General features: G+C 70.6%; 24 protein-coding genes and 1 pseudogene. 11 read left to right on the top strand and 14 right to left on the bottom strand.

What is annotated here, in order from left to right:
* Positions 1-51 precede the first annotated feature (51 nt).
* From EAO72_RS11335 to EAO72_RS11315, 6 genes and pseudogenes are all read right to left on the bottom strand, one after another.
* On the bottom strand, positions 52-414 hold the full coding sequence (locus tag EAO72_RS11335; protein ID WP_148017130.1) for a GNAT family N-acetyltransferase: 363 nt from the start codon (positions 412-414) through the stop codon (positions 52-54).
* Between the two features lie 30 nt (positions 415-444).
* Complete coding sequence (gene panD / locus EAO72_RS11330; protein WP_148017129.1) at positions 445-870, bottom strand: aspartate 1-decarboxylase; 426 nt, start codon at positions 868-870, stop codon at positions 445-447.
* A gap of 274 nt (positions 871-1144) precedes the next feature.
* The gene (locus EAO72_RS42955) at positions 1145-1273 is read right to left on the bottom strand and encodes a hypothetical protein (RefSeq protein WP_261991420.1); all 129 of its coding nucleotides are present in this window, start codon (positions 1271-1273) and stop codon (positions 1145-1147) included.
* A gap of 75 nt (positions 1274-1348) precedes the next feature.
* Positions 1349-1882, bottom strand: a pseudogene (locus EAO72_RS11325) (transposase family protein); the annotation flags it as partial.
* Between the two features lie 143 nt (positions 1883-2025).
* Positions 2026-3240 carry a glycosyltransferase gene (locus EAO72_RS11320; protein ID WP_148017128.1) on the bottom strand — a complete coding sequence of 405 codons (1215 nt, stop codon included), beginning with the start codon at positions 3238-3240 and terminating at the stop codon, positions 2026-2028.
* Positions 3237-4037, bottom strand: a complete 801-nt coding sequence (locus EAO72_RS11315; protein WP_148017127.1) for a MerR family transcriptional regulator — start codon at positions 4035-4037, stop codon at positions 3237-3239. The genes EAO72_RS11320 and EAO72_RS11315 overlap by 4 nt, the downstream gene beginning before the upstream one ends.
* Before the next feature lie 311 nt (positions 4038-4348).
* Here EAO72_RS11315 and EAO72_RS11310 point away from each other — a divergent pair, with 311 nt between their 5' ends.
* Complete coding sequence (locus tag EAO72_RS11310; protein ID WP_148017126.1) at positions 4349-4717, top strand: VOC family protein; 369 nt, start codon at positions 4349-4351, stop codon at positions 4715-4717.
* Between the two features lie 85 nt (positions 4718-4802).
* Positions 4803-5231, top strand: a complete 429-nt coding sequence (locus tag EAO72_RS11305; RefSeq protein WP_148017125.1) for an organic hydroperoxide resistance protein — start codon at positions 4803-4805, stop codon at positions 5229-5231.
* Between the two features lie 247 nt (positions 5232-5478).
* Here the strand turns inward: EAO72_RS11305 and EAO72_RS11300 are convergent, their stop codons facing one another.
* The 4 genes from EAO72_RS11300 to EAO72_RS11285 form a co-directional block, all read right to left on the bottom strand.
* Positions 5479-5907 (bottom strand): transposase family protein, encoded by a 429-nt coding sequence (locus EAO72_RS11300; protein WP_261991419.1) that lies wholly within the window; start codon positions 5905-5907, stop codon positions 5479-5481.
* Between the two features lie 692 nt (positions 5908-6599).
* Positions 6600-7172, bottom strand: a complete 573-nt coding sequence (locus tag EAO72_RS11295; RefSeq protein ID WP_148017124.1) for a hypothetical protein — start codon at positions 7170-7172, stop codon at positions 6600-6602.
* Between the two features lie 473 nt (positions 7173-7645).
* A complete protein-coding gene (locus EAO72_RS11290; RefSeq protein ID WP_148017123.1) occupies positions 7646-8140 on the bottom strand; it encodes a cupin domain-containing protein in 495 nt (164 codons plus the stop codon).
* Between the two features lie 45 nt (positions 8141-8185).
* The gene (locus tag EAO72_RS11285; RefSeq protein ID WP_148017122.1) at positions 8186-8557 is read right to left on the bottom strand and encodes a DUF4267 domain-containing protein; all 372 of its coding nucleotides are present in this window, start codon (positions 8555-8557) and stop codon (positions 8186-8188) included.
* 141 nt (positions 8558-8698) lie between these two features.
* Here EAO72_RS11285 and EAO72_RS11280 point away from each other — a divergent pair, with 141 nt between their 5' ends.
* On the top strand, positions 8699-9589 hold the full coding sequence (locus tag EAO72_RS11280) for a LysR family transcriptional regulator (protein ID WP_148017121.1): 891 nt from the start codon (positions 8699-8701) through the stop codon (positions 9587-9589).
* A 330-nt stretch (positions 9590-9919) separates the two neighbouring features.
* On the opposite strand, the gene EAO72_RS11275 is transcribed toward EAO72_RS11280, so the two are convergent.
* Entirely contained in the window at positions 9920-11137 is a 1218-nt protein-coding gene (locus EAO72_RS11275; protein ID WP_148017120.1) for a TetR/AcrR family transcriptional regulator, read from the bottom strand.
* A 65-nt stretch (positions 11138-11202) separates the two neighbouring features.
* Positions 11203-12396 carry an XdhC family protein gene (locus tag EAO72_RS11270; protein WP_148017119.1) on the bottom strand — a complete coding sequence of 398 codons (1194 nt, stop codon included), beginning with the start codon at positions 12394-12396 and terminating at the stop codon, positions 11203-11205.
* Positions 12397-12537: 141 nt separating this feature from the next.
* On the opposite strand from EAO72_RS11270, the gene EAO72_RS11265 reads away from it, so the two are divergent.
* From EAO72_RS11265 to EAO72_RS11240, 6 genes are all read left to right on the top strand, one after another.
* Complete coding sequence (locus tag EAO72_RS11265; RefSeq protein ID WP_148017118.1) at positions 12538-13407, top strand: FAD binding domain-containing protein; 870 nt, start codon at positions 12538-12540, stop codon at positions 13405-13407.
* Positions 13407-13943 carry a (2Fe-2S)-binding protein gene (locus EAO72_RS11260; RefSeq protein WP_148017117.1) on the top strand — a complete coding sequence of 179 codons (537 nt, stop codon included), beginning with the start codon at positions 13407-13409 and terminating at the stop codon, positions 13941-13943. The genes EAO72_RS11265 and EAO72_RS11260 overlap by 1 nt, the downstream gene beginning before the upstream one ends.
* Positions 13944-13948: 5 nt before the next feature.
* Positions 13949-16390, top strand: a complete 2442-nt coding sequence (locus EAO72_RS11255) for a xanthine dehydrogenase family protein molybdopterin-binding subunit (RefSeq protein WP_148017116.1) — start codon at positions 13949-13951, stop codon at positions 16388-16390.
* A 61-nt stretch (positions 16391-16451) separates the two neighbouring features.
* The gene (locus EAO72_RS11250) at positions 16452-17087 is read left to right on the top strand and encodes an SRPBCC family protein (RefSeq protein ID WP_148017115.1); all 636 of its coding nucleotides are present in this window, start codon (positions 16452-16454) and stop codon (positions 17085-17087) included.
* Between the two features lie 40 nt (positions 17088-17127).
* Positions 17128-18393, top strand: a complete 1266-nt coding sequence (locus EAO72_RS11245; RefSeq protein WP_148017114.1) for an MFS transporter — start codon at positions 17128-17130, stop codon at positions 18391-18393.
* 52 nt (positions 18394-18445) lie between these two features.
* A complete protein-coding gene (locus tag EAO72_RS11240; protein WP_187285016.1) occupies positions 18446-19543 on the top strand; it encodes a MerR family transcriptional regulator in 1098 nt (365 codons plus the stop codon).
* Between the two features lie 36 nt (positions 19544-19579).
* Here EAO72_RS11240 and EAO72_RS11235 read toward each other — a convergent pair whose 3' ends face one another.
* Positions 19580-20005 (bottom strand): DUF3592 domain-containing protein, encoded by a 426-nt coding sequence (locus tag EAO72_RS11235; RefSeq protein ID WP_148017112.1) that lies wholly within the window; start codon positions 20003-20005, stop codon positions 19580-19582.
* A 345-nt stretch (positions 20006-20350) separates the two neighbouring features.
* On the opposite strand from EAO72_RS11235, the gene EAO72_RS11230 reads away from it, so the two are divergent.
* On the top strand, positions 20351-21265 hold the full coding sequence (locus EAO72_RS11230) for an AurF N-oxygenase family protein (RefSeq protein ID WP_148017111.1): 915 nt from the start codon (positions 20351-20353) through the stop codon (positions 21263-21265).
* Positions 21266-21328: 63 nt separating this feature from the next.
* Positions 21329-22975 carry an FAD-dependent oxidoreductase gene (locus tag EAO72_RS11225; RefSeq protein ID WP_148017110.1) on the top strand — a complete coding sequence of 549 codons (1647 nt, stop codon included), beginning with the start codon at positions 21329-21331 and terminating at the stop codon, positions 22973-22975.
* A 19-nt stretch (positions 22976-22994) separates the two neighbouring features.
* Here EAO72_RS11225 and EAO72_RS11220 read toward each other — a convergent pair whose 3' ends face one another.
* Positions 22995-23519: a DoxX family protein gene (locus EAO72_RS11220; protein ID WP_148017109.1), complete on the bottom strand. Its 525-nt coding sequence runs from the start codon at positions 23517-23519 to the stop codon at positions 22995-22997.
* Positions 23520-23731: the final 212 nt, after the last annotated feature.

The raw sequence follows: 23731 nt of genomic DNA, 5'->3' as shown, positions 1-23731 counted from the left end.
ACCGGCACGCCTGCCCGCACCCGGCAGGCGCCCACCAGGTGGAACGGCGGATCAGTAGAGCTCAGGACGGGCGGCGAGCTCCTCCTTGGCCCGCTCCACCAGCTCCGCCGGGGCCTCGGGCGCCTCGTCCGGGTGACGCGACGCCCACTTGGCGGCGTACGGACAGAGCGGGACGACGGGTACGCCCTCGCGGGCGGCCATGGAGTAGAACTCCTTGACCAGGGCACCACCGATGCCCTTCCCCTCGTGCCCCTGCTCGACGACGGTGTGCACGGCGACGAGCGCCGCGGGCGCCCCGTCCAGCACGAAGTACACGATGACGCCGGCGGCCGCGCCGTCCACGTACGCGAGCAGCCTGCCCGCTGCCCGGTCGTCACGAATGTCGGGACGGGCCTGTCCGGATTGCTCTGCCATGGCGGATGCTCCCTCGCTGCGTGAGGCGCTTCAGCGCGCCGCGGGGACGGCGTGCGGACTGCGCTCGGTGTCGGAACCCGGCACGGGCGCGGAGGCGTCGGCTCCGAGCCCGACGATCCGGTTGCCCGCGTCGACATGGACGATACGCGGAATCAGCCCGCGCGCCTCGGCGTCGTCGACCTGCGCGTAGCTGATCAGAATGACCAGGTCACCGGGGTGCACGAGATGAGCGGCGGCTCCATTGATCCCGATCACACCGGAGCCGCGCTCGCCCTCGATGACGTACGTCTCCAGCCGGGCACCGTTGTCGATGTCGACGATGTGCACGAGCTCACCGGGCAGCAGGTCAGCGGCTTCCATCAGCGCGGCGTCAACCGTGACGGACCCGACGTAATGCAGGTCGGCCTGGGTCACGGTGGCGCGGTGGATCTTGGACTTGAATATTGTTCGCAGCATCGAGACGCTCCTGGACATAGGCTCCCTGCCTGCGTTTTTGCAGGTCAAGTGCAGTTTCCTTACCTTACAACGAGTCGCATGTCCGGTCAGCTTTCGCAGGGTTTTCGAGGACTGATGCTGACCAATCACCGACTTTCCTGACGTGCCGTCAGGCGTTGCGGGAGAGCTTCGCCGACCCTCCTGGACTTCACCGCGACGACTGCGCAAGCCTACGCAGCAGCCTCCGGAGAGTGTCCGTGATCACCGTCACTCTGACGGTCAGGAGCGAGGGCGGTCACTGGGGATCCGGGCTGCGCAGGCGGAAGTCCCAGAACACCAGGACGACCGCGTGGCAGAGCCTGCACGCACGCCTGGTGGAGCTGGTGCGGGAGGTGAGGGTCTGGGCCGCTCGCGGGGCGTTCACCACTAAGCTTCACCTGAGCGCTGATGGCCGCTACCGCCCGCTCTCTTTGCTCGTCACCCGAGGTCAACGGCGGACTGCGCCCTGGTAGGAGAGATCGGCCAGGATGGGGACGCCCCGGCGCTCGCGGATACGCATGATCCGGTGGGTGTGGGCAGCGGTCAGGTCATGGGCCCGGCCCGGCAGCGTAGGGGAAAGCCACAGCAGCCGGCCGCCCGGATCGGTGACGACCTGCACGTTCACGCCGTGCCGGCGGTGCTTGGCCGAGTAGTCCGCCCGCCCGTCACCGACGCGGTCGCACTCGGCGAGAGTGCCTCCAGCAGGACACAGTCCGGGTCGGCTTCACGCAGTGTCTTCAGCAGGCCCGGTGCGCGCCCGGCGAGCAGGTCGGTGACGGCGGTGGTGTAGGCGTGGGCGGTGGACTCGCTGATCCCGAAACCTGCGGCGATCTGCGCCAACGTTGATGTGCTCACGTAAGTACACGAGCGCCACCATCGCGCGTTGAGACGGGCGTCGCCTGCAGCGCCGGTCCCCCTCGCGGGTGTCGATGAGCATGGTGACCCACTCAACGAGCGCATGCGGCACGTCGAGTGCGGCAGGATCGATGACCAACGAGGCCCGCGGCGCTGCTTGGTTGAGACGCCGGACAGCTTCATCAACAACCCGGGGCCTCGCCTGTTACGCGCCCTCAGCCGCCACCCGATCGGTGCCCAGACTGAAGAAGCGCGGTGGCGAGGACGGGGAACGGATTGGCGTCATCCATCGGTCAGCCGCTGGATGGCCTTGAGCGCCTGACCCGCTCCGTCCTCGGTCGCCAGGTGTTGCGCCGCTTCTGCGGCGGCTCGACTGTGTGCCTGCCGCTTCACTACTTGGCCGAGTGAGTCGGCGAGCCGTTCGGCGGTGAGGGACCGGAAGGGGATTGGGTCGGTGGCGGCGCCGAGGGCGGCAAGTCGCCCCGCCCAGAACGGCTGGTCCGCGGTCACCGGTACGGTGACCGCGGGCACCCCAGCGCGCAACGCGGCGGCCGCAGTGCCGGCCCCGCCATGGTGGACCACCGCAGCCAGCCGCGGAAACAGCAGGGCGTGCGGTACGTCCCCGATGGTGAGCACGTCGTCCCCGGCGGCGGCGAGCCCGGCACTGCCGGCTTGAAGAATGCCGCGCAGCCCGGCGCGGCGCAGGGCTCGCACAGCGATCTCGCTCAGCCGTTCCCCGTCGCCGGACGCCATGCTCCCGAAGCCGATGAGGACGGGCCGGGGTCCGGCACGCAGGAAGTCCTCCAGGTCAGTAGGCAGCCGTTCGGTCGCATCGTGGTGGGGCCACCAGTTGCCCACGACCTCCAGGCCAGAGCGCCAGTCGGAGGGACGGGGCACCAGCGCCGTGCTGAAGCCGTGCAAGATGGGCCAGTTCGCCTGTTCCTGTCGTCGACGCATCTGGGAAGGTAAGGTCGGGGGCAGCTGGAGGCGGTGGCGCAGCTTTGCGACAGCCTGTTCGTAGACGCGGTCGGCCATCCGCAGTGCGAAGCGTCCGGTTGCCCGGTTGGCGAGAGGGCCCAGTGAGCGGGAGCCTGTGACGACGGGTGGGAAGTCGCCGGTCGGTGCGGTGGGCTGGAGGTACACGCCGAGGCTCGGTGTGCCCGTGGCCTCGGTGAGGTGCCAGCCAAGCGGGGCTGTGGTGGTCGACAGCAGGAGCAGGTCCGTGCCATCGTCCATCACGTCGGCGAAGCCCTGACCCAGTTCGGTGATGAAGGCGGCAGCGGTGCGCATCAGTTCACGTTTGCCTGTGACGCCGCCACGCACCCGTGTGTCGGCCGGGAGGCGGCGGAATTCCAGCCCTGCGTCGCGTACGAGGGGTGCGATGGTGTCTGTGGTGGCGATCGCAACGTCGTATCCGGCCCGGCACAGTTCGGCGCCCAGACCCGTGTAGGGCGCGACGTCGCCGCGCGATCCGGCCGCGGCGATCAGGATCCTCATCGGTTCTCCTCAAAATCGGTGCGGCCACCTGCGTGGCGGGCCGCGTTGGCGTGAACCGCCCTGCGCGTATAGGCGGCCAGGCCCGGGCGTTGCTGCGACGGCGGTATGACCAGAGCGAACGCGCGGGGGTCGGCGACGAAGTCGTCCGCGATGCGCCGGTGCATGTCGGGCGGGCAGGAGGTGAACCATCGTGAGATGTGCAAGCGGTGCTCCTCGGCGAGGTCCATGGCCCGCTCGCCGTTGCTCGGCTCCCCCTCGTCGAAGACCGCGAGCAGCTCCGTACGCCAGGCGGCGGCCTCGCCCATGAGCCGGCGCCAATCCTCTTTGGTGTGAGCAGCCGCGCGTGCCATCGCCTCGCGCTGTCCCTGCGAGTGCGCCCACTTCACTTCTGCCTCGGTGGCATAGCTCAGGTCGAAGGTGATCTCACCGAAGACCTCGAAGCGTTCCTGAGGAGTCAGGGACACCCCGGTCTCCTGGACCTCTATCGCCCGTTCGGCCACCTCGGCCAGCCGCTGCAGCCTGGCGATCTCCTCACTCAGCTGCCGCTGCCGGGCCCGCAGCCGCTCCAGGGGGTTCACCTGCGGATCCTTGAAGATCGCGGCGATCTCGTCGAGAGGGAAGCCGAGCTCACGGTAGAAGAGGATCTGCTGGAGACGGACCAGGTCAGCCTCACTGTAGAGCCGGTAGCCGGCGTGGCTGCGGTCACTGGGCGAGAGCAGTCCCGCCTTGTCGTAGTGATGCAATGTCCGCACCGTCACCCCGGCGAAGGCCGAGACCTGCCCCACGGAGTAGCTCATCCACCTGCCCTTTCGTCGGTACACAGCCTCAAGCCTGACGTAAGGGGAGGGTCAACTCGCGCTCGCTGGGCCTCGAGGTGAGGACGGAGAATACTCACCGGTCCGCGGGCTACGGCCCATTGGGCTTTTCGGTGAAGTTCCGCCATCTTGAAGCGGCTGGTCAGCGGGGTGGCGTGAACTCGTTTCGGGGGCTCGTGCCGGTCGTGGGCGGCAGCCTGAGTTGCAGATCGTCCGGCGGGCTGGTTTTGCCGATGAGTTCACCGTCCTCCAACGGTCTACCTAGCGACACGACCGTTCTCGACAGGAGTGCAATGTCCACCATCCAGCCAGTGATCGTGACTGCCGACCAGGGCGTTCTGCTCGGCTTCTCTACGAAATTGTTCGGCGCTGAGGAGATCTTCCGAGTACCGGCGAAAGGCCCGGCCTTCTACCTCGGCCTGCGCATCGGCGACACCGACCTCGGGCTGGTGGCCAAGGCGAAACCGGGAACTGGGGCGGCGTCGCGGATCCTGCTCAGCATCGGTGTCGACGGCGTCGACGAGATGCTCGGCCGGGTGGAGGCGCTGGGCGGCTCGGTCCGCGGCGGCCCCAACGACATGCCGTGGGGACAGCGTGTCGCCCACAGCCAGGACCCTGACGGCAACCCGGTGAACCTCACTCAGCCGATCCCGGCCAGGTGACGCCGTTCCGGGGGCATGTGCTGATCGTGCGCCTGCGCCTCCGTCACATTCCCGACACTCAGCCAACAGAACGGAAAGGCCAGTCATGCGCATCCAGAAGACCGACGTCCTGCTCTACACCGGCGTCGCCACCGCGGAAAGCGGCCGCGAGGGCCGCGTCTCGTCCGACGACGGAAGGCTCGACGTCACCGTGAGCCAGCCCAAGGAGCTCGGCGGAGCCGGCCGCGGGACCAACCCCGAGCAGCTCTTCGCCGCCACATACAGCGCCTGCTTCCACGCGTCCATCGCCATCGTGGCCGATGCGGAGAAGGTCGACATCAACGGCTCCAGCGTCACCGCCCGGGTCTCGATCGGCAAGAACGGCGACGGGTTCGGCATCCTCGCCGACCTGACCGCGCACCTGCCTGGCGTCGAGCCCGCGGTCGCGCAGAAGCTCCTGGACAAGGCGCACGAGATCTGCCCGTACTCCCGAATGACACGGAACGGCATCGAAGTCAGCCTCCAGGTCGGCTGATCCGGCGCCCGCCGCGGAGAGGGAGCGACATGGTCAGCACGGCGGCGGGGCTGCCCGGCCCGGCCGCCTGATTTCCGCTGGTGAACGGGGCTGGGTGTGACGTGTCGGTGGGGTACTCGGGCTGGTCGGCGGCGGAAGTCCCACGTCTTGATCGTTAGCCAGTTTTCAGGGCGGATCTCGCGGTTCGTAAGGACGAGGAGGGCCCGCAGGAGGTGGGTGGCCCGTGCCGGGTTGGTGCGGAGTTTGGTCAGAATGCGCCAGCATTGAGGTTCGCGAAGCCGTGCTCGACGGGGGCTCGTGCGGCGGCGAGGACCTGGTTGGCCTGCTTCTGGGCGGGGTTGAGCCTGGCCGCGCGGGTGGCCTTGAAGCCGGTGATCACGACCGGGTCGTCGGAGTCGGGGGTGGTGTCGAGGCCGACGAAGCCGAGGTCGGCCAGCGCGCCGAGGCCGGCCTCGCGCAGGTGGCGGACGACGTTGTCGCGGCGGGCGGCGGTGACGTCGTGGGTGGCGCCGGGGCGGGCTGCGGAGATCCACAACAGCCGCCCCTTCTCGTCGGTGAGGGCGAGGAAGTGCAGGCCGTGGCGCCAGTGCTTGCCGGAGTAGTTGCGCCGGTTGTCGCCTCCGGTGCGCCGGACGGTCGCAACGAGGGTGCCGTCGATCAGTACGACTTCGTCCATCACCTTCCGGCGCTTTCCCCCTCGGAGCGCGGCCTACGGAGCATGACCATCAGGAACGCCGCAACCAGCAGCGCCACCCCTGTCACGGTACTCAGCGCGCCGGCCGTCCCAACGCTGTTCCACAGCCCGCTTCGCACGCGTCTGCAAGTCGGTTCACACGCCCACGACATCGCCCCGTCGCTATGCGAACCGGCGAGGCCGGCCAGACCGAGTACGAAGAGCAAGATTCCGCACCAGACCATCCAGCGTGCGGCAAGCAGGTACCCGCGCGAGTGAGTGTCGGCCATGCGACCAGAGTCCCAGCCGACCAGTCGGCAGGCAACGGTGTCGAACACATTTGGGCACACCCACAGAACAGACAAAGCCGGTGGAGGGTAAGCCCGGGCCATGAGCCAGGCAGGTGCAATCGATCTGGATTTCAGCGAGGCCCGGGAGGGTACGAAATGGCCCGCCCTGTCGGCCACCGACATCGCTCTGGCTCACGGGGCACGGCCCCTTTGGCCATCAGCCGGCCGGACTCAGACCGTGGTTCGCACTGCTGCCTGACGGGCGCTGCTGATCAGGCCGGGGGGAAACGCATCGCATCGTACTGCGCGCCTTGGACGTACTGATGCCCGCGTGCTCTGCGACAACGCGGCACTACCGTGCTGCACCCCCTCGGCCTGGGGAGCGCAGCACGCAGTGATGTCCTGTCAGGGGAAGAAGTCGGTCAACGTGCAGCCGTCAACGAGCGCCTTTTCCCTCTTGTAGCCGCTCGGAATCCGAATCTCCGGATCGCAGACGAGAGCCAGGAGCCCGGAGTCCTTGAGATCATTGGTTGGCTGATCAAAGCGCGCGAAGACGGCGAAGTCCGCCCCCACCAGGTACGCGGAGCTGTGGCGCTTCGCCTGTACCTGGAAGGTCTTCATGTCGGCGATGGACATGAGCGTGATGTCCATGCCCTTCTCGTCCCAGCAAACGGCTCGCTCCTTAATACCCCAAGCCTTGCCGACTGCTGGTGCCTCGGGATCCTCCTCGTCCGCACTGTCCTCCACGTGCAGGTCGCGGCAGGTGGTGCGCTGGGTGACGAACGTCTCGATGTCCGACATGGTCGCAGCACTCGGTCTGGGCGGCGGCTCAGCGTCCGCGAGCCGCCCTCCGCTGCCGGCGGACTGCCCATAGCCGTCGGAGCGCTCGGCTCCGTCCTCGCTGCCACCGCCACAGCCACTGACCGCCGTCAGCGCCACAACGGTAGCCGCGACGAACACCCAACCTCGCCCACGCATTTCATCCTCCTCGACATCGCCGTTTGGCTTGGACTACCAGTCGGGTGTGGAGCCCGACCCGTTACACCCGCAGCAGACGCCGTCGCCTCCGCACTTGTCACACTTACGCGGGCCGGACCATGCGTAGACCTTGCCGGTGCCCTTGCACGTGCGGCACTGGCCCTTCCTCTCGGGACATGCCTTGCATCGAGCCATGAATGATCTTCCTCGCGTATCGAAAATGGCTTCCGCCGTTGGCCGTTCGCCCCGTAGGCCCGGCGGCCGGACTGGTGTCCTGTGAGTCCTTGTTGCTGCTCCGTGCAGACAGGGCGGCAAGGACGCCGAGGACCGGAATCAGGATGCCGACGACCCACCAGGATCACTTCGGCGGCCAGTGACGAGCGTGAATCCAGTGCCTGTCGCGTCCCAACAGACGCCACGCTCCTTGACACCCCGCAGCTGGCCGGCCGACTCCGCGTCCGGGCCTCGCAGGATCAGGCGCGAGCGGAATTCCACGCCTCGCTCTGCTGGAAGTACGTGTCGTACAGCTCTTGGACGTCCAGCAGGCTCTCCGGCGGGACCTTTCCGTACGCGATGCGCTCGAGGTGACGGAAGTACTCGAACCGCTCCACCCCCGGGGTGATCACGATGAGGATGTCCGCGTTCTCACCGGGGGCGGCCGCGAAGGCGTGCGGGACGTTCGGCGGAACGACGACGAGGTCGCCACGCTGGGCCGTGACGACCGATTCGCCGGACAGGAATTGGGCCGTGCCCTCCAGCAGGTAGAAGAGCTCGACGGAGTTGGCGTGGTGATGGGGGTTCGCGCCGTTCGCGCCGTCGGCGAGGGTGACACGCTGCGTGGAGAGCGCACCGCCCGTGGCGTTGCTGTCGGCCAGCAGACGAATGGTGGTCGGGGCGCGTCCGATGATCTCGGCGTCTGCCTCGCGCACGAGAAGAGGCCGGTCGAAATCCGGGGTGATGAGGGACATCTGCTCGCTTTCCCAAAGCTGCGGAGTGGCGGCGTGGCGTAGGGGTCAGGCTGCGAAGAGAAGTGCGGCCGAGACAAGGACTGCGACTGCCGTGGCCAGGTGGATTCCGAAGGCCACTGCTCTGGTACCACCGTTACGGAGGACGATCACCGTGTCTCCCAGCGGGGTCAGCGCGATCACGAGCATGAACCAGGCCGCTGCGTCGGCGTCCGAGAAGGCCAGCAGGGCGAGCCCGAGAAGGCCCGAGACGAGGTCGCGCAGCCCTTTGATGGTCAGGTACGCGGAGTCGCCGTTCTCCTTGGCCGGCACGCCGTAGCCTGCGGCAGCGGCCCGCGGCTGGAAGAAGAAGCGGAGCCCGATGAAGACCACCAGGAGATCAAGCACCACGGCCAAGCCGTACGCGAGCGGTGTGAGCACGTCATCTCCCTGCGCCTGCGCTGAGTATCAGTGGATGTCCGTGAAGAGGATGGGATCCAGGATGCAGCGCGCGAAACGCGCGAACAACGCCCGGCTGCACATGGTCTGATAACCCAGGAGTTATCGCTGAAGGCGGGGGCAATGGAACTACGGGACATCGAGATCTTCCTGACGCTGGCCGAGGAACTGCACTTCGGCCGGACCGCGGAGCGCCTCCACGTGTCACAGGCGCGAGTGAGCCAGTCGATCGCCAAACAGGAACGGCAGATCGGCGCGCGCCTCTTCGCCCGGAACAGCCGCCAGGTCGAGCTCACTGTCATCGGAACACAACTTCGGCAAGACCTCAGCGCGGGCTACCAGCAGATACTCGAAGGCACTCGTACCGCCACCGCTGCCGCCCGCGGTACCACCAGCACGCTGACCCTCGGGCTGCACGGCCCGCAGGCACACGACCAAGTACGCATACTTGACCTGTTCCGGAGCCGGCACCCCGAGGTCGACCTCCGCATCCAGGAGATCATCTTCACGGACCCCTTCGGCCCCCTGAGGAACGGCTCGGTCGACGTGGCGACCGCCTGGCTGCCCGTCCGTGAACCAGATCTCACCGTCGGGCCGATCGTCATCACCGAACCCCTGCTTCTCATGGTCGCCACCGACCACCCTCTCGCCCGCCGGGAAACCGTCAGCATGGAGGACCTGGCCGACTGGCCTTTCCCCCACCCCGCCACGCCCGTCCCCGACTACTGGCTGCAGACGCTCGTCCCCACCCACACCCCCGGCGGCCGGCCCATCCGGCGCGGCCCGAAGGTCTCCTCGTTCCAGGAGCTCGCCGCCGTGGTCGCGGCAGGCGAGACGATCAGCCTGGTCCACGGCGATGCCGCACGCTACTACCAGTGGCACGGCCTCCGCTATCTCCACCCGCACGACGCCCCGATGGCGAGCTGGGCCCTGATCTGGCCGACGGCCGGAGAGACAGAACTGGTCCGTGCACTCGCAAGGGCGGCGCGGGACACGGGACCACTCACAGGGTGAGAGGCCACCCGAAGAGCCCAGGCTCAGTTCTCCCTCGGGCTCGAGATGGTGCGACGCCGTCGGCATCGTCTCGGTCGGCTCCGTCCCTTCTGTCCCGAGGCTCGGGCTTCCACCACGCCGGAGGGACAGATCAGCGCCCGAGTGCCAAAGTCGGTGGCATCGCCACGTACAAGGCGGCAGGGTCGAGGCGCGGCCGGAGGTACGGGACCGGATCCGGGCGGCCTGACAGCGTGGCTGCCCGGCAAGGCGGGTCCGGCCGCCGGTCCGCCCTTCGTGCGGCCGGCCTCCCCTCATCCGCGTCACCAACACCACGGGTCAACGCACTTGGCGTCAGCGCCCCCGAGCGCTTGCCTCCACACTGTCCCCCAGAGCACCGAGCAGACCGGCGAGCCGGCGTCTGTCCGCCGCGCTCAGACCGGCGAGCAGTTCCTGCTCCTGGGCCGACCGCACGGCGTGGACCCGGTCGGCCAGTTCGAGACCCTCCGCGGTGAGGCGGAGCCGGATGATCCGGCGGTCGTCCGCGTCCCGTTCCCGCTCGACCAGGCCCGCCGCCTCCAGGCGGTCCACATGCTGGGTGAGGCCACCCGCGCGGACCCGGCCGGCTGCCGCCACCTCACCCGTCGTCCGCCGGTAGGGTTCTCCCGCATCGCGGAGCGCGGCGAGCACGTCGTAGGCGGACAGGCTGATGCCGTACTCACGCAGGGTTCTGCCGATCAGTTCCTGATGGGCGGCGGAACATGCGTCGAGTCGCGCGAAGAGTGCGGCCGGAAGTCCGTCCGCCGCCGGCCCCTGGAACTGCGGACGGAAGTCGGCGGGAAGCGGAGGAGCGGGGGCAGCCGGGGAAACGGGGTCCGTCTCGCCGTCCGCCGTCCCGTGCCGCGCAGGCGGTGGGGGTACGGCGTCGAGGGCGTCGCCGAAAGCGGTGACGAGCACGTCCGTCAACGCCGGGGCGAACTCCTCGGCCGGGACGGAGGCCGCCGGTTCATGCGCGAAGAGGTAGCGCTCCATGATCACGCCGAACAGGACACTGCGGATGAGCGCGGCACGCACGTCCGCACCGGCCGAGTCGCCGAGCAGACGCGCGAGGGGCTCGCCGACCTGCTTCTCCAGGATCGTACGCAGGAGTTCGGCGCTCGGTGGATGGCTGAGGGCGGAACGGATCAGGGCGGGCCAGGGGTCGTCGGCCGGCAGGCTGTCCCACCGGCCGAGGTAGGCGCGGGCGAGTGCCGCGGGCACTTTGTCCGCTCCGGCGGACATGGCGGACAGGACGTCACCGGTGACGCCCGTCCCGCCCGCCACCGCCTCGCGGAACAGGCCGTCCTTGGTTCCGAAGTACGCCATCACCAGGCCGGGTGTCACTCCGGCCTCGGCAGCGATGGCACGGACGCCCACGCCTCTGTACCCGTGCGCGCCGAAGAGCCGCCGGGCCGCTTCGAGAACCGCATGGCGGTTGCCCTCCGGGTCGTGCGAGCCGGGGCGGCGCTGTGATGCCTGTCCCGGCTCGGGGCGCTCGGCGGGCCGTCGACGGCTCTGGTGCTCTGGATCCACGGGTTCTACATTAAACGAGCGTTCAAATTAAACGGTCGTTCATAAAAACACGCGTTCAAAAACAGTCACCTTGCGTGGACAGGCCCCGTCCCCAGAGTGAGCGGCAGGGCGGTTCCGCCCCGCCTCACCGCCACGATCTCGGCCAGGATGGACAAGGCGGCCTCTTCAGGGCCCCTGCCGCCCAGATCGAGCCCGATCGGCGAGCGCAGCCTCGCCGTCTCCGCCTCCCCCACACCCGCCGCGCGCAGTCGGTCCATCCGGTCCTCGTGCGTCCGGCGGCTTCCCATGGCTCCGACGTATCCGGCCGCGCTACGCAGGGCGAGGGTGAGAACCGGCACGTCGAACCGTGTGTCGTGGCTCAGCACGCAGACGGCGGTCATGGCGTCGATCCGGTCCTCGTGGGTGCGGAACCAGCGGTCCGGGCGTTCCACGACGACCTCGTCGGCGCGCGGGAACCGCTCGGCCGTCGCAAAGGCGGGCCGGGCATCGCAGACCGTGACCCGGTGGCCGAGCGCTGCGCCCATGTCGGCCAGGGGCCGGGCGAACTCCGCCGCACCGAAGATCAGCAGGCGGGGCCGCGAGCCGAAGGACTGCACCAGCAGCTCACGCCCCGGCGCGCAGACCGCCCCGCCGGCTGCATCGTTTCCACTGGTCACCAGCCCTTCGGCGGCATCATTTCCGCTGGTCACCAGCCCTTCTGCGGCATCGATTCCATTGCCCACCGACCCGCGGCCGACATCACTCCCACTCGTCACCAGCCCGTCAGCGTCACGGCCGAGCATCCCCTCGGCCGCCAACGCCGCAGCTCGGTCCCTCCGCGGGTCGCCCAGCGAGCCGCTCACCGTTCCACCGCCGACGACCAGCCAGCCATCGCCGACCACCGGGGTGACGAGAGCCACCGGCACGCCGGCCGCGATGTCGGCGGCAAGCCGGCCGAGAGGCACCTGCGCGGCTATCTCCCTGATCAGCACCTCGATCGTTCCGCCGCAGGTCAGGCCCACCGCGAAGGCGTCCTCGTCGCCGATGCCCCAGCGTGCGAGCACCGGGGCCGCGCCCGCGAGCACGTCCTCCGCCAGCGCACAGACCTCGGCCTCGACACAGCCCCCGGAGACGCTGCCGACGACGCGGCCGTCCTCGGACACGAGCATCGAGGCACCCGGTCCGTGCGGGGACGAGCCCCAGGTACGCACGACGGTCGCCATGACGAAGCGGGTTCCGGAGCGTTGCCAGGCGGCCGCCCGGTCGATGACATGTCGCATATCGCCCTCCGCGGGCCGTGAAGTTTCGGACAGCCTCTTGCCAAGAGGAAACTTTAATGTAAATCATTTCAGGTACTAGATAAGTCGCTCGTTCCGAAGACGACGGTGCGACGAGAACACGAGAGGTTCGGTGGCAGCGGGTTGAAACCCACATCCTTCGACTACACCGCCCCCAGCACCGTCGGCGAAGCGGTCGCCCTCCTCCGCGACGAGGAACGGGAGGTCAAGGTCGTCGCGGGCGGCCAGTCCCTGATCCCCATGCTGAACATGCGCCTCGCCAGGCCCGAGCTGCTCGTGGACATCACCCGGATCCCCGAACTCGGCCGCCTCCACGTGGACGGGGCGGGCGACCTGCGTATCGGAGCCGCCGTGCGGCAGGCCCACGCCGCCGCGGACAGCTCCGTACGGGCCGGCTGGCCGCTCCTGGCCGCCGCGATCGGCCGGATCGGGCACCCCCAGATCCGCCACCGCGGCACCGTCTGCGGCAGCCTCGCCCACCATGACCCGGCCGCCGAACTCCCCACCGCGGCGCTGTGCCTGGGCGCCCGCTTCGTGATCACCGGGCCCCGGGGCACCCGTACCGTCGGCGCCGAGGACTTCTTCGTCGCCACCTTCTCCACGGCCGTCGAAGCCGACGAGCTTCTCACCGAGGCCGTGTTCCCGGCGCTGCCCGCACACCACGGCTGGGCCTTCGAGGAACTCACCCGCAGGCACGGTGACTTCGCCACCGTGGGAGTGGCCGTCGTCCTGGAACCGGACACCGCCACGGACACCGCCCGCACCGCCCGCGTCGTCTTCTGCGGCGCGGGGCCCGTCCCCGTACGCCTGCCCGCCGTCGAGGACGCCCTCGTCGGCACCGACGTCGGCGAGCACGCCCTCGCTGCCGCGGCCCGCGTCGCGCTGGCCGGCCTCACCCCCGCCGACGACGTCCACGCCACCGCCGAGTACCGGCGCGAGGGCGCCGCCCATCTCCTCGTCCGCGCCTGCACCACCGCCTGGGAGCGCTGCTGATGACCACCTCCGTCCCCGCCCCGCTCGTCGCGCGCACACCGCCGCTCGCCGAGCCCTCCGCCTGGCACGCGATCGGGCTCACCGTCAACGGACGGCCGGTCACCGCGCAGGTCGAGTCGCGGCTGCTGCTCAGCGACTTCCTGCGCGACCGGCTCGGTCTGACCGGCACCCATGCCGGCTGCGAACACGGGGTCTGCGGCGCCTGCACCGTCCTCGTCCACGACGAGCCGGTACGCGCCTGTCTGACCCTGGCCGTGCAGTGCGACGGGACCGTCCTGCGCACCGTCGAGGGCCTCGCTCCCGCCGACGCCCCGCTCTCCCCCGTACAGCGGGCCTTCCACGAGTGCCACGGCATGCAGTGCGGGTTCTGCACACCCGGATTCGTCATGACGACGACCGCCCTGACCGAGCAGGGCGAACGCCCCGACGAGGAACAGGTCGCCGACGCGCTCAGCGGGCACCTCTGCCGGTGCACCGGCTACCGCAACATCCGCCGTGCCGTGTGCCAGGCACTCGACGAGCGATTCGGGGAGTGATCCGCATGTCCCACGCCTCCGACCGGGACCGGTCCGGCCAAAGCAACGGCAACTGGATCGGCCGGTCCGTCCCGCGCGTCGAGGACGACCGCCTGCTGCGCGGTGCCGGCCGCTATGTCGACGACATCGCCCTCCCGGGCGCCGTCGAGGCGGCCTTCCTGCGCAGCCCGCACGCCCATGCCCGTATCGAGTCGGTCGACGTGACCGCGGCCCTGACCGCGCCCGGCGTCGTCGCCGTGTGGACCGGCGACGACGTGGCGGACCTGCCCGCGATGCTGAACAAGGAGGAGTTGCGCACTCCGCCCGGTCTCGCCGCACTCCTCGATCCGCTGGTCCGCATGACTCCCATGCCGCTGCTGGCCCGCGACAAGGTCCTCTACGTCGGCCAGCCCGTCGCCGTCGTCCTCGCGGAGAACCGCTACCTCGCCGAGGACGCCCTGGAGCTCGTCGAGGTCCGGTACGCCCCGCTGCCGGTTCTGGTCGACCCCGAGCACGCCCTGCGCGAGGACGCGGTCCGGCTGCACGAGGACCTGCCGGACAACACCGCGGTCGCCGTCGCCGCCCGCGTCGGCGACCCGGAGACGGCGTTCGCCGGCGCGCACGCCGTGGTCAGCGAGCGGTTCGAGGCCCACCGGTACGTCGCCTCACCGATCGAGACCCGCGCCGTCTCGGCCCAGGTCGATCCGTACAGCGGCCGGCTGACCGTCTGGTCGGGCACCCAGACCCCGCACCGGCTCCGGGACGCCGTCGCCCACACCCTCGGCCTCGATTCCGCCGCGGTCCACGTCATCGCGGCCGATGTCGGCGGTGGCTTCGGCCAGAAGGGCATCCTCTACGTCGAGGAACTCCTCGTGCCGCACGCCGCTCGTCGCCTCGGCCGCCCCGTGCTGTGGCGCGAGGACCGCAACGAGAACCTCACCGCCTCCTCGCACGCCCGAGAACAGATCCACCGCATCGAACTCGCCGCGGACGCCGGAGGACGCATCGTCGCCGTACGCGACAGGATCACCGTCAACTTCGGCGCGTACAACATGACCGGCCTGGTCGTGCCGTACAACTCGCTGTGCCATCTGCTGGGGCCCTATCGCGTGCCGAACGTGCACATCGATGTCACCGGCGTACTCACCAACACGACCTTCGCCACGCCCTACCGGGGCGCCGGACGTCCGGAGACGGTCTTCGCCATGGAACGGGCCATGGACCGGCTGGCCGTGGAACTCGGCATCGAGCCAGAGGAGTTGAGAGCACGCAATCTGGTGCGGCCCGACGAGATGCCGTACGCGACCGGCCTGGTGGACCGCTCGGGCAGCCCGCAGTCCTACGACTCCGGGGACTTCCCCGAACTCCTGCGGCGGGCGGTGGCGAAGGCCGACGTCGAAGGGGTGCGCGCCCGGCAAAGCGCTCGCCGGAAACCCCACCACGCCTCCCGGCAGCCTTCCCGCCGACGCGAAGACGGCCGCGACGGCAAGCACCTCGGCATCGGCTTCGCCCTGTACATCGAGGCGACCGGCCTCGGGCCCTTCGAGACCGCCCGCATCGACCTCCTGCCCAGCGGCCGGGTGCGGCTCGCCATCGGCGCCCCGTCCCAGGGGCAGGGGCACCGCACGTCCATGGCACAGATCGCCGCCGACGCCATCGGGGTGCCGCTCGATGTCATCGACGTGATCGGCGGGGACACCGACGCCACCCCGTTCGGTGTGGGCACCATCGCCAGCCGTGCCCTCGTCAACGCCGGGAACGCCACCCACCGGGCGGGCCGGCTCGTCCGCGAGCGGATCGTCGAAGCGGCTGCCCGCCGCCTCGGTGTCACGGCGGAGAGCCTCGTCCTGAGCGAGGGCGTCGCGTCGTCCGACCAGCCGGGTGGCCCTTCCATCGGCCTGGCGGAGCTGGCGGGCAAGGCACCGCTGCCCGGCGTCCCCGAGCCCACCGACGGCCGGCACGGAACCGAGATCAGCGAGACCGTGCACTTCCGTCCGCCGGGTTTCGCCGTCGCGAGCGGCGCGCACGCGGCGGTCGTCGAGGTCGACGAGCACACCGGCGAGATCGAGATCCTGCACTACGTCGTCGTCCATGACGCGGGCAACATCGTCAACCCGATGATCGCGGAAGGCCAGGTCACCGGCGGCATCGCGCAGGGCATCGGCGGAGCGCTGTACGAGGAGATGGTCTACGGCCCCGACGGCCAGCCCCGCACCGGCACGTACATGGACTACCTGGTGCCCACGTCCTCGGAGATCCCGGACCTCGACATGGACGAGATCTTCACCCCGAGCCCCATGAACGACCTCGGCGTCAAGGGACTCGGCGAAGGCGGCGCGATCGCACCCCAGGCGGTCCTCGCCGGCGCCGTCGAGGACGCGCTGCGCCCCTTCGGCGTGGTCGTCCGCCGCGGCCCCCTCTCACCGAGCCGGGTACGCGCGCTGATCCGCGCGGCAGTCGACGCCTGAGTCCTCCCCACACCCGGACCGGCTCCTCCATCACAGCCGGCCGCTCCCAGATCGGACGATCATGCAACTGGACCACTCCTTCACCGTCCCCGCCGGCCCCGACGACGCCTGGGAGCTCTTCCAGGAACTCGACCGGGTCGCGCCCTGTATGCCCGGCGCCGTGCTGGACACCCTCGACGACGACTCGTTCACCGGCCGCGTCAAGGTCAAGGTCGGTGCGGTGCAGATGAGTTACCGCGGCGAGGGAACCGTCTCCCGCGACGGAGCCGCCCGGTCGATGTTCCTCGACCTCAGCGGGAGCGAGACCCGTGGCGCGGGCACCGCATCGGCCCGCGTCACCGCGACCCTGAGCGCCGCGCCGGGCGGCACCCTGGTCCGCGTGCGCACGGATCTGGACATCACGGGCCGGCCGGCGCAGTTCGGCCGGGGCATCATGACCGAGGTCGGCGACCGCATCGTCCAGCAGTTCGCCTCCCGGCTCGAAGCGCTGTTGCGGGATGCCGGTCCTGTCCCGCCGCCGACATCCACGGCGAGCGCCGCCCAAGCGCTCCGTGGCGGGCCCGCACCGGAGCCGGAGGCCATCGACCTGGGCGCGGCCGCGCTGCCCGTCCTGCTCAGGAAGGCCGCGGCGCCCGCGGCGGCCGTGCTGTGCGCGGTGGTGGTGATCCGGCTCCTGCGTCGGCGTACGCGCGGCTGAGCACCACTACGCTGAGCGCCCTCACACCTGGGAGGTCCGGTTGGTACGCGGGAACGCGCTCGGGCGGGACTTCCGGCGGCTGTGGGGCGCGTACGCGGTCAGTGCGGCGGGCAGCGCCGTCGGGATGGGGGCGCTGCCGCTGGTCGCCCTCCTGGTGCTGCACTGCTCGGCGTTCCAGGTCTCCCTGCTCGCCGCGATGTCCGCCGTGGCCAGCGCCCTCATCGCCCTGCCGCTCGGTGTCCGTATCGAGCACCGGTACAAGCGGCCGGTCATGATCACCGCCGATCTGGTCCGCTGCGCGGTGCTGGCGAGCATTCCGGTCGCCATGGCCGTCGACGGGCTCACGTTCACCCAGCTGTGCGCCGTCGGAATTCTCCAGACGGCCGCGTCCGTCGCGTTCGACGCGGCGAGCGGCGCGCATCTCAAGGCACTCGTCCCGCCCGCGCACCGGCTTCGCGCCAACAGCCTGCTCGAGACCACCACCTGGATCAGTGTCAGCGCGGGTCCGCCCGTCGGCGGGCTGCTGATCGGGGTGCTGGGCGCCGCCGCCACGATGGTGGCCGATGCGCTGTCGTTTCTCGGCTCGGCCCTCGGGATCCGTCGCGTCCGGCAACCCGAACCCGCGCCACCGGTGCGCGCGGCCGGCTCGCACCCGGGGCGCGACATCGCCGCCGGCTGGCAGTACCTCCTGCGGCATCCAGGGCTGCGCCCGCTGTTCTTCAACGCGCTGCTCTTCGGCGGCTCCGTCATGATGGCGTCTCCGCTGATGGCCGTGCTCATGCTGCGTGACCTCGGTCTGGAGCCGTGGCAGTACGGACTCGCCCTGGGCCTGCCGTGTCTGGGTGGCGTGCTCGGTTCGCGGCTTGCGCCGCCGCTCACCCGGCGGTTGGGACAGCGCCGCGTTCTGCTGCTCTCCGGAGTCCTGCGCACGTGCTGGCTGGTCCTGCTGCCCCTGGCGCCGTCCGGCGCCCCCGGTGTGTTCACCGTCGTGGCCGCCGACTTCGGACTGCTCCTTTCCGCCGGCGTCTTCAATCCGTCGTACACCACCTATCGGATGGCGGCCACACCCGACGCGTTCATGTCCCGCGTCGGCACCTCCTGGTCGGTCGGCGCGAAGACCTCCCAGGCCGCGTTCATGATCGCCGGTGGCATCCTCGCCGGTGCGGCGGGCGTACGCGGCGCCCTGCTCATCGCCGGACTGCTGTGCGTGACGAGTGCGCTGCTTCTGCCCTGGCAGGAGGCGCGCACCGCCGCCGCGATTCCGGCCCCTTCGGCGGAAGCGGCATCCGACGCACATCGCGCTTGACCCTCACGTGGCGTCAGGCCGCATAGTCGGAGCCGTGGAAGATCACTGGACCGTGGGACGCGTGGCGGAGCTGGCCGGCGTGAGCGTCCGCACGCTGCATCACTACGACGCGATCGGCCTCGTCCGGCCGTCGGCACGGACCCCGGCCGGCTACCGGGCCTATGCGGCGGCCGACGTGGAACGACTGCGCGAGGTACTGGCCTACCGGCGGCTCGGCTTCGGGCTGCGGGAGATCGCGGAACTGGTCGGCGACCCGGCCGCCGACACGGTCGCGCACCTGCGCCGGCTGCGCGGCCTGCTGGTGGAACGGCGTGATCGCGCCGACGCCATGGTAGCGGCCATCGACAGCGAACTGGTAGCCCGGGCGAAGGGACTGAAAGTGACACCGGAGGAACAGTTCGAGATGCTCGGTGCACGGCTGTACGACGCGATCGGCGGCGCCTACACCGCGACCCGGCGTACCGACCCGAGGATCGCCGCACAGATCTGGGACGCGCTCGGGGACGCGCGGACGGTGCTGAACGTCGGGGCCGGCACCGGCTCCTACGAGCCGCCCGACCGCGACGTGACCGCGGTGGAGCCCTCGGCGGTCATGCGGGAGCAGCGTCCGGCCGGGTCGGCACCGTGTGTGGCCGCCGCGGCGGAGAGCCTGCCGTTCGAGGACCGCTCCTTCGACGTCGCGATGGCCGTCTCTACGGTTCACCACTGGGAGGACCCGGTGGCCGGGCTACGCGAGATGCGGCGTGTGGCCCGCCGCGTGGTGGTGCTCACGTTCGACACCGACGAGCCCGGATGGCAGGACCGGTTCTGGCTCACGCGTGACTACCTCCCCGAATTCGCCGGTGTTCTGACGGGCTTTCCCTCGCTGGCCGGGATGGCCGGCGCGATCAGCGCCCGCGTCGAGCCCGTGCCCGTCCCGTGGGACTGCGCCGACGGGCTGTTCGAGGCGTACTGGCGCCGGCCCGGGGCGTATCTGGAGGATCATGTGCGGCGTGCGATGTCGGTGTGGACGAGGGTGGGTCCGGAGGCGGAGCAGCGGGCGGTTCGCCGTCTCGGCGACGACCTCGGCTCCGGCCGGTGGGCCGAGCGCAACAGCGGCCTCGCCGGCCTCGACGCGGCAGATCTGGGTCTGCGTCTGCTCATGGCCTGAGCCCCGCGCCGGAGCGAGGGGGCGGGGCGGGCCCGCTCAGAGCACTCCTGCCAGCACGACGGCCGTCACCAGGGCGAACACGCCTCCCACCGCGGGGACGAGCACCCTGATATGACGCGGCACGAAGGACGGCGTGCGGGCGGTCGCGGAATCGGGCGCGTCCTCGGCGTAGTACACCGTGACGAACTCGCCCGTCTTCACGTCGAGTCGGGCCTGGCGTTCCTCGAAGGAGACGGTCCGGCCGTCGGGCGTACGGAATTCCAGCGTGTGATGGTGCTGGGTCATCGGCGCACCCTCGGAGTCCTGGATCTCCTCCGTACGCACCGCTGTGCACCGCGCCTCGGCGGTGAGGCCGTCCCAGGCGCTCCGCAGCCGCGGGCCCTGGAGCTGGTGGTCCAGGCTCCTGCCGAAGAACAACGCGGCGCCCAGGGCGACGAAGAAGTAGACGACAGCGACAGCCATGACTCTCCAGGGACGATTCCGGTCCGGCTGCCGCCCCCTGCGGAGGCCGGGCGCCGCGGCGCGCTCACCATGATCTCCCGGTGCGGGTACGGCCGACAAGGGCCGGGGCCGGCCTCGCGCGGCCCCGAAGTACGCCTTGTCGTGGAGAGATCGTACGGATTCCCTACGCGGGGGTAGGCCCGCACGGCCCTCTTGCTATACCTTCCGTCTAACAGCTTGCTAGACGGAGCGTCTAACAAGCGGGAGGCGGCGCCCGGCGGCCGTCGCTCTCATCGGGCAGACACGGGATGAGAGAGGAGTCCGGGCACCGTCGGGTCGATCTGTCTCGATTCAAGGAGCCGCACCATGGCAAGCAGCACCGTCCGGCCGGAGGACCAGGACCGTCTCGCCGGGGAGGACGTCGCCCGGCGCCTGCTCGACTCGGCCGCGAAGCTCTCGTACGACCCGTCCACCGAGGTGGACTGGAACACGCCCCTGGACACCGCGCACCATGGCGCGAGCCCGGAGTGGAGCACCCTCTACGGCACCGCGTACTGGCAGGAGTTGACCGATGACCAGCGCAAGGCACTGACGCGCCAGGAGGCGGCCTCCGTCGCCAGCACCGGCATCTGGTTCGAGATGATCCTCCAGCAGATGGTGCTGCGCGACATGTACGCCAAGGACCCCACGGACCCCCGTTTCCAGTGGGCGCTCACCGAGGTCGCCGACGAGTGCCGGCACTCCATCATGTTCGCGCGCGGCGCCGCGAAGCTGGGCGCACCGGCCTACCGGCCGCGTCGCCCGGTGGTCGAACTGGGCCGCGCCTTCAAGACACTTGCCTTCGGCGAGGCGGCGTACGCGGCGATCCTCGTGGCGGAGGAGGTGCTCGATGTGATGCAGCGCGACTGGATGCGGGACGAGCGGGTCGCGCCGTTCGTCCGGACGATCAACAACATCCATGTGGTGGAGGAGTCGCGGCACATGAAGTTCGCCCGCGACGAGACCCGCAGGCGCCTGCGCACCGCGGGGCCGCTGCGCCGGCAGATCAACTCACTCGTGGTCGCCATCGCCTCGTACTACATCGTCACCAGCATGGTGAACCGGGATGTCTACGCGAACGCGGGGCTGGACGGCGCACGCGCCCGCGCCGAGGCGAAGGCCAACGAGCACCACAAGTCCCTGATGCGCTCCAGCTGTTCGGGCCTGATGGAGTTCCTGGCCTCGGCCCGCCTCCTCACCGGACCGGCCCTGTTCTTCTACAAGCGCGCCCACCTGATCTGACCCCCGGTCCCCCGCGGGCGCGCCGCCCCGATCCGATCCGAGCCGAGAGCCCGAGCTGACGCGATGACCTACGCCATCACCCAGACCTGCTGCAGCGACGCCACCTGTGTCGCCGTGTGCCCCGTCAACTGCATCCATCCCGCGCCCGGGGAGCAGGCCTTCGGCAGCACGGAGATGCTGTACGTCGACCCCGAGACCTGCATCGACTGCGGCGCCTGCGCGGACGCCTGCCCGGTCGACGCGATCTTCCCGGTGGACAGCCTCTTCGGAGCGCAGCGGGAGTACGCCGGCATCAACGCGGCGTACTACGCGGACCGGAAGCCGGAGCGGGCCGCCGGCCCGAACTTCCACGCCTGGGGCGAGCCGTCGTTCCCCCGCAGCCTGCCGTCGGACTTCGCCCCGATCCGGGTGGCCGTCGTCGGCACCGGCCCGGCCGGGATGTACGCGGCCGAGGACCTGCTGCTGCACACCAACGCCGAGGTGTCGCTGATCGACCGGCTGCCGGTGGCGGGCGGCCTCGTCCGGTACGGCGTGGCGCCCGACCACCCCGCGACGAAGGGGGTCGGCGAGACCTTCGCGCGGTTCCACTCCCACCCCCGGGTCCGCATGCATCTGGGGGTCGAGGTCGGCAAGGACCTCACCGTCGAGGAGCTCGCCGCCCATCACGACGCGGTGATCTACGCGGTCGGGGCGTCGGACTCCCGCCGGCTCGGCATCCCGGGCGAGGAGCTTGCGGCCAGCATCCCGGCCACCTCGTTCGTGTCCTGGTACAACGCCCACCCGGAGGTCCCGCCGCATGCCTTCGACCTGTCCGCGGAGCGGGTGATCGTCGCCGGCAACGGCAACGTCGCGCTGGATGTGGCGCGCATCCTCGTCACCGACCCCGCCGCGCTCGCGGGCACGGATATCGCCGGGCACGCGCTGGCGGCCCTGCGGGAGTCCAAGGTCCGCGAGGTCGTCCTGCTCGGCAGGCGCGGCCCCGACGACACCGCCTGCACCGCGTCCGAACTGCTCGCCCTCCGGCACCTGCCCGGCGTGGAGCTGGTGGTCGACGACGGCGACCCGCGGACCGGAGCGGCGATCGAGGCGGCGGCCACGGGCGAAAAGGCTGCCCTGCTACGTGAATTGCTCCGGGAGGCGGTCGACTGGTCGCAACCCCCGCCGCCCGGGCGTCGTCTCGTCTTCCGCTTCCATTCCTCGCCGGTGGAGGTGCTCGGCGGCGATGGCGTCGAGGCGGTGCGGGTGACGGCCGCCGACGGCGAACAGGTCGTTCCCGCCGGGCTGTTCCTGCGGGCGATCGGCTACCGGGGCCTGCCGGTGCCCGGTCTGCCCTTCGACGAGGCGACCGGCACCGTGCCGCACGAGGGCGGCCGGGTGGCGGGCATGCCCGGCAGCTATGTCGTCGGCTGGATCAAGCGCGGCCCCTCGGGCGGCATCGGGGCCAACCGCACCTGCGCCGCCGAGACCGTCGGCACCCTCCTGGCCGACGCCGTCGCGGGCGCGCTGCCCTCACCCGCGTACCCGGCGAAGGCGTTCGCGCGGCTGGCCCGCAACCGTGGCCGTCAGGTGGTCGACGCCCGGGGCCTGGCCGCCATCGACCGCGCCGAGCAGGCCCGGGGCCGCGAACAGGGCCGCCCGCGCGTCAAGTTCGAGACGGTTCCCGCGCTGATCGCCGCGTCGAAGGCGAGCCGCTGGAGGCCGGTGCGCTGAGCCCGGCACCCAGCAGGGCTCAGAACTCCTCCGGCTCCGCGACCTGTCCCTTGGCCCGCTTGCCGACGACGGCGACCGCGGCCGCGGCGCTGCCCACGAAGGCCAGCGCCACCATCCAGGGCTGGTTGAACGCGTGCCGGGTGGCGTGGTCCACGGAGTAGCGGCCGGGTCCGGTCAGGCCGATCGCGGCAGCGGTGAAGCCGAGGAAGGCGGGGTATTCGTAGCCGCCGCCCTGCGCGAAGAACCCGGCGGGGGCATGGACGGCCACGGCTCCCGCCATAGCGCCCGCCGCGGCCGCGCCGGCGGCCGGGGTGGCCAGGCCCAGGGCCAGCAGGACGCCGCCGCCGGCCTCGCCCAGGCCGGCGGCGATGGCGCTGTGCTTCGGCGGGTGGAAGCCCATAGCCTCCATCGCGGCCGTGGTGCCCTCGATGCCGCCGCCGCCGAACCAGCCGGCGAGTTTCTGGCTGCCGTGCGCGGCCAGCACCGCGCCGGTGCCGACACGAAGGACAAGCAGGCCGAGGTCACGACGGTTGACGCTGCCCATGAGGGTCTCCGGAAGGGTCGGGGGCCCGGCCGGAAGGAAGGGGCCCGGGTGCGCTACGTCATCCACTCTCCGCGCACCGGGGTCCCGAGGGGTCACGTTGTTACGCCGTCCGGGGGACCCGGGAGCGGCGCGTGACCCGTGACACAGTGCGACGTACCTCATTGTGCAACTTGTTGCACAACAGCGATCCGGTGGTCTAGAACTGGCGTACC

This window comes from Streptomyces sp. OR43 (assembly GCF_008042275.1).
Taxonomy (GTDB): domain Bacteria; phylum Actinomycetota; class Actinomycetes; order Streptomycetales; family Streptomycetaceae; genus Streptomyces.
This window is presented reverse-complemented; position numbering and strand designations above follow the sequence as displayed.

What these genes read in the sequence shown, in the direction of transcription:
- EAO72_RS11305 (WP_148017125.1), top strand. Translation starts at nt 4,803, where the DNA reads ATGCGCATCCAGAAGACCGACGTCCTGCTCTACACCGGCGTCGCCACC.
- EAO72_RS11230 (WP_148017111.1), top strand. Translation starts at nt 20,351, where the DNA reads ATGGCAAGCAGCACCGTCCGGCCGGAGGACCAGGACCGTCTCGCCGGG.
- panD (WP_148017129.1), bottom strand. Translation starts at nt 870, where the DNA reads ATGCTGCGAACAATATTCAAGTCCAAGATCCACCGCGCCACCGTGACC.
- EAO72_RS11220 (WP_148017109.1), bottom strand. Translation starts at nt 23,519, where the DNA reads ATGGGCAGCGTCAACCGTCGTGACCTCGGCCTGCTTGTCCTTCGTGTC.
- EAO72_RS11255 (WP_148017116.1), top strand. Translation starts at nt 13,949, where the DNA reads ATGTCCCACGCCTCCGACCGGGACCGGTCCGGCCAAAGCAACGGCAAC.
- EAO72_RS11310 (WP_148017126.1), top strand. Translation starts at nt 4,349, where the DNA reads ATGTCCACCATCCAGCCAGTGATCGTGACTGCCGACCAGGGCGTTCTG.
- EAO72_RS11300 (WP_261991419.1), bottom strand. Translation starts at nt 5,907, where the DNA reads ATGGACGAAGTCGTACTGATCGACGGCACCCTCGTTGCGACCGTCCGG.
- EAO72_RS11250 (WP_148017115.1), top strand. Translation starts at nt 16,452, where the DNA reads ATGCAACTGGACCACTCCTTCACCGTCCCCGCCGGCCCCGACGACGCC.
- EAO72_RS11315 (WP_148017127.1), bottom strand. Translation starts at nt 4,037, where the DNA reads ATGAGCTACTCCGTGGGGCAGGTCTCGGCCTTCGCCGGGGTGACGGTG.
- EAO72_RS11260 (WP_148017117.1), top strand. Translation starts at nt 13,407, where the DNA reads ATGACCACCTCCGTCCCCGCCCCGCTCGTCGCGCGCACACCGCCGCTC.
- EAO72_RS11225 (WP_148017110.1), top strand. Translation starts at nt 21,329, where the DNA reads ATGACCTACGCCATCACCCAGACCTGCTGCAGCGACGCCACCTGTGTC.
- EAO72_RS11320 (WP_148017128.1), bottom strand. Translation starts at nt 3,240, where the DNA reads ATGAGGATCCTGATCGCCGCGGCCGGATCGCGCGGCGACGTCGCGCCC.
- EAO72_RS11295 (WP_148017124.1), bottom strand. Translation starts at nt 7,172, where the DNA reads ATGCGTGGGCGAGGTTGGGTGTTCGTCGCGGCTACCGTTGTGGCGCTG.
- EAO72_RS11290 (WP_148017123.1), bottom strand. Translation starts at nt 8,140, where the DNA reads ATGTCCCTCATCACCCCGGATTTCGACCGGCCTCTTCTCGTGCGCGAG.
- EAO72_RS11235 (WP_148017112.1), bottom strand. Translation starts at nt 20,005, where the DNA reads ATGGCTGTCGCTGTCGTCTACTTCTTCGTCGCCCTGGGCGCCGCGTTG.
- EAO72_RS11270 (WP_148017119.1), bottom strand. Translation starts at nt 12,396, where the DNA reads ATGCGACATGTCATCGACCGGGCGGCCGCCTGGCAACGCTCCGGAACC.
- EAO72_RS11335 (WP_148017130.1), bottom strand. Translation starts at nt 414, where the DNA reads ATGGCAGAGCAATCCGGACAGGCCCGTCCCGACATTCGTGACGACCGG.
- EAO72_RS11280 (WP_148017121.1), top strand. Translation starts at nt 8,699, where the DNA reads ATGGAACTACGGGACATCGAGATCTTCCTGACGCTGGCCGAGGAACTG.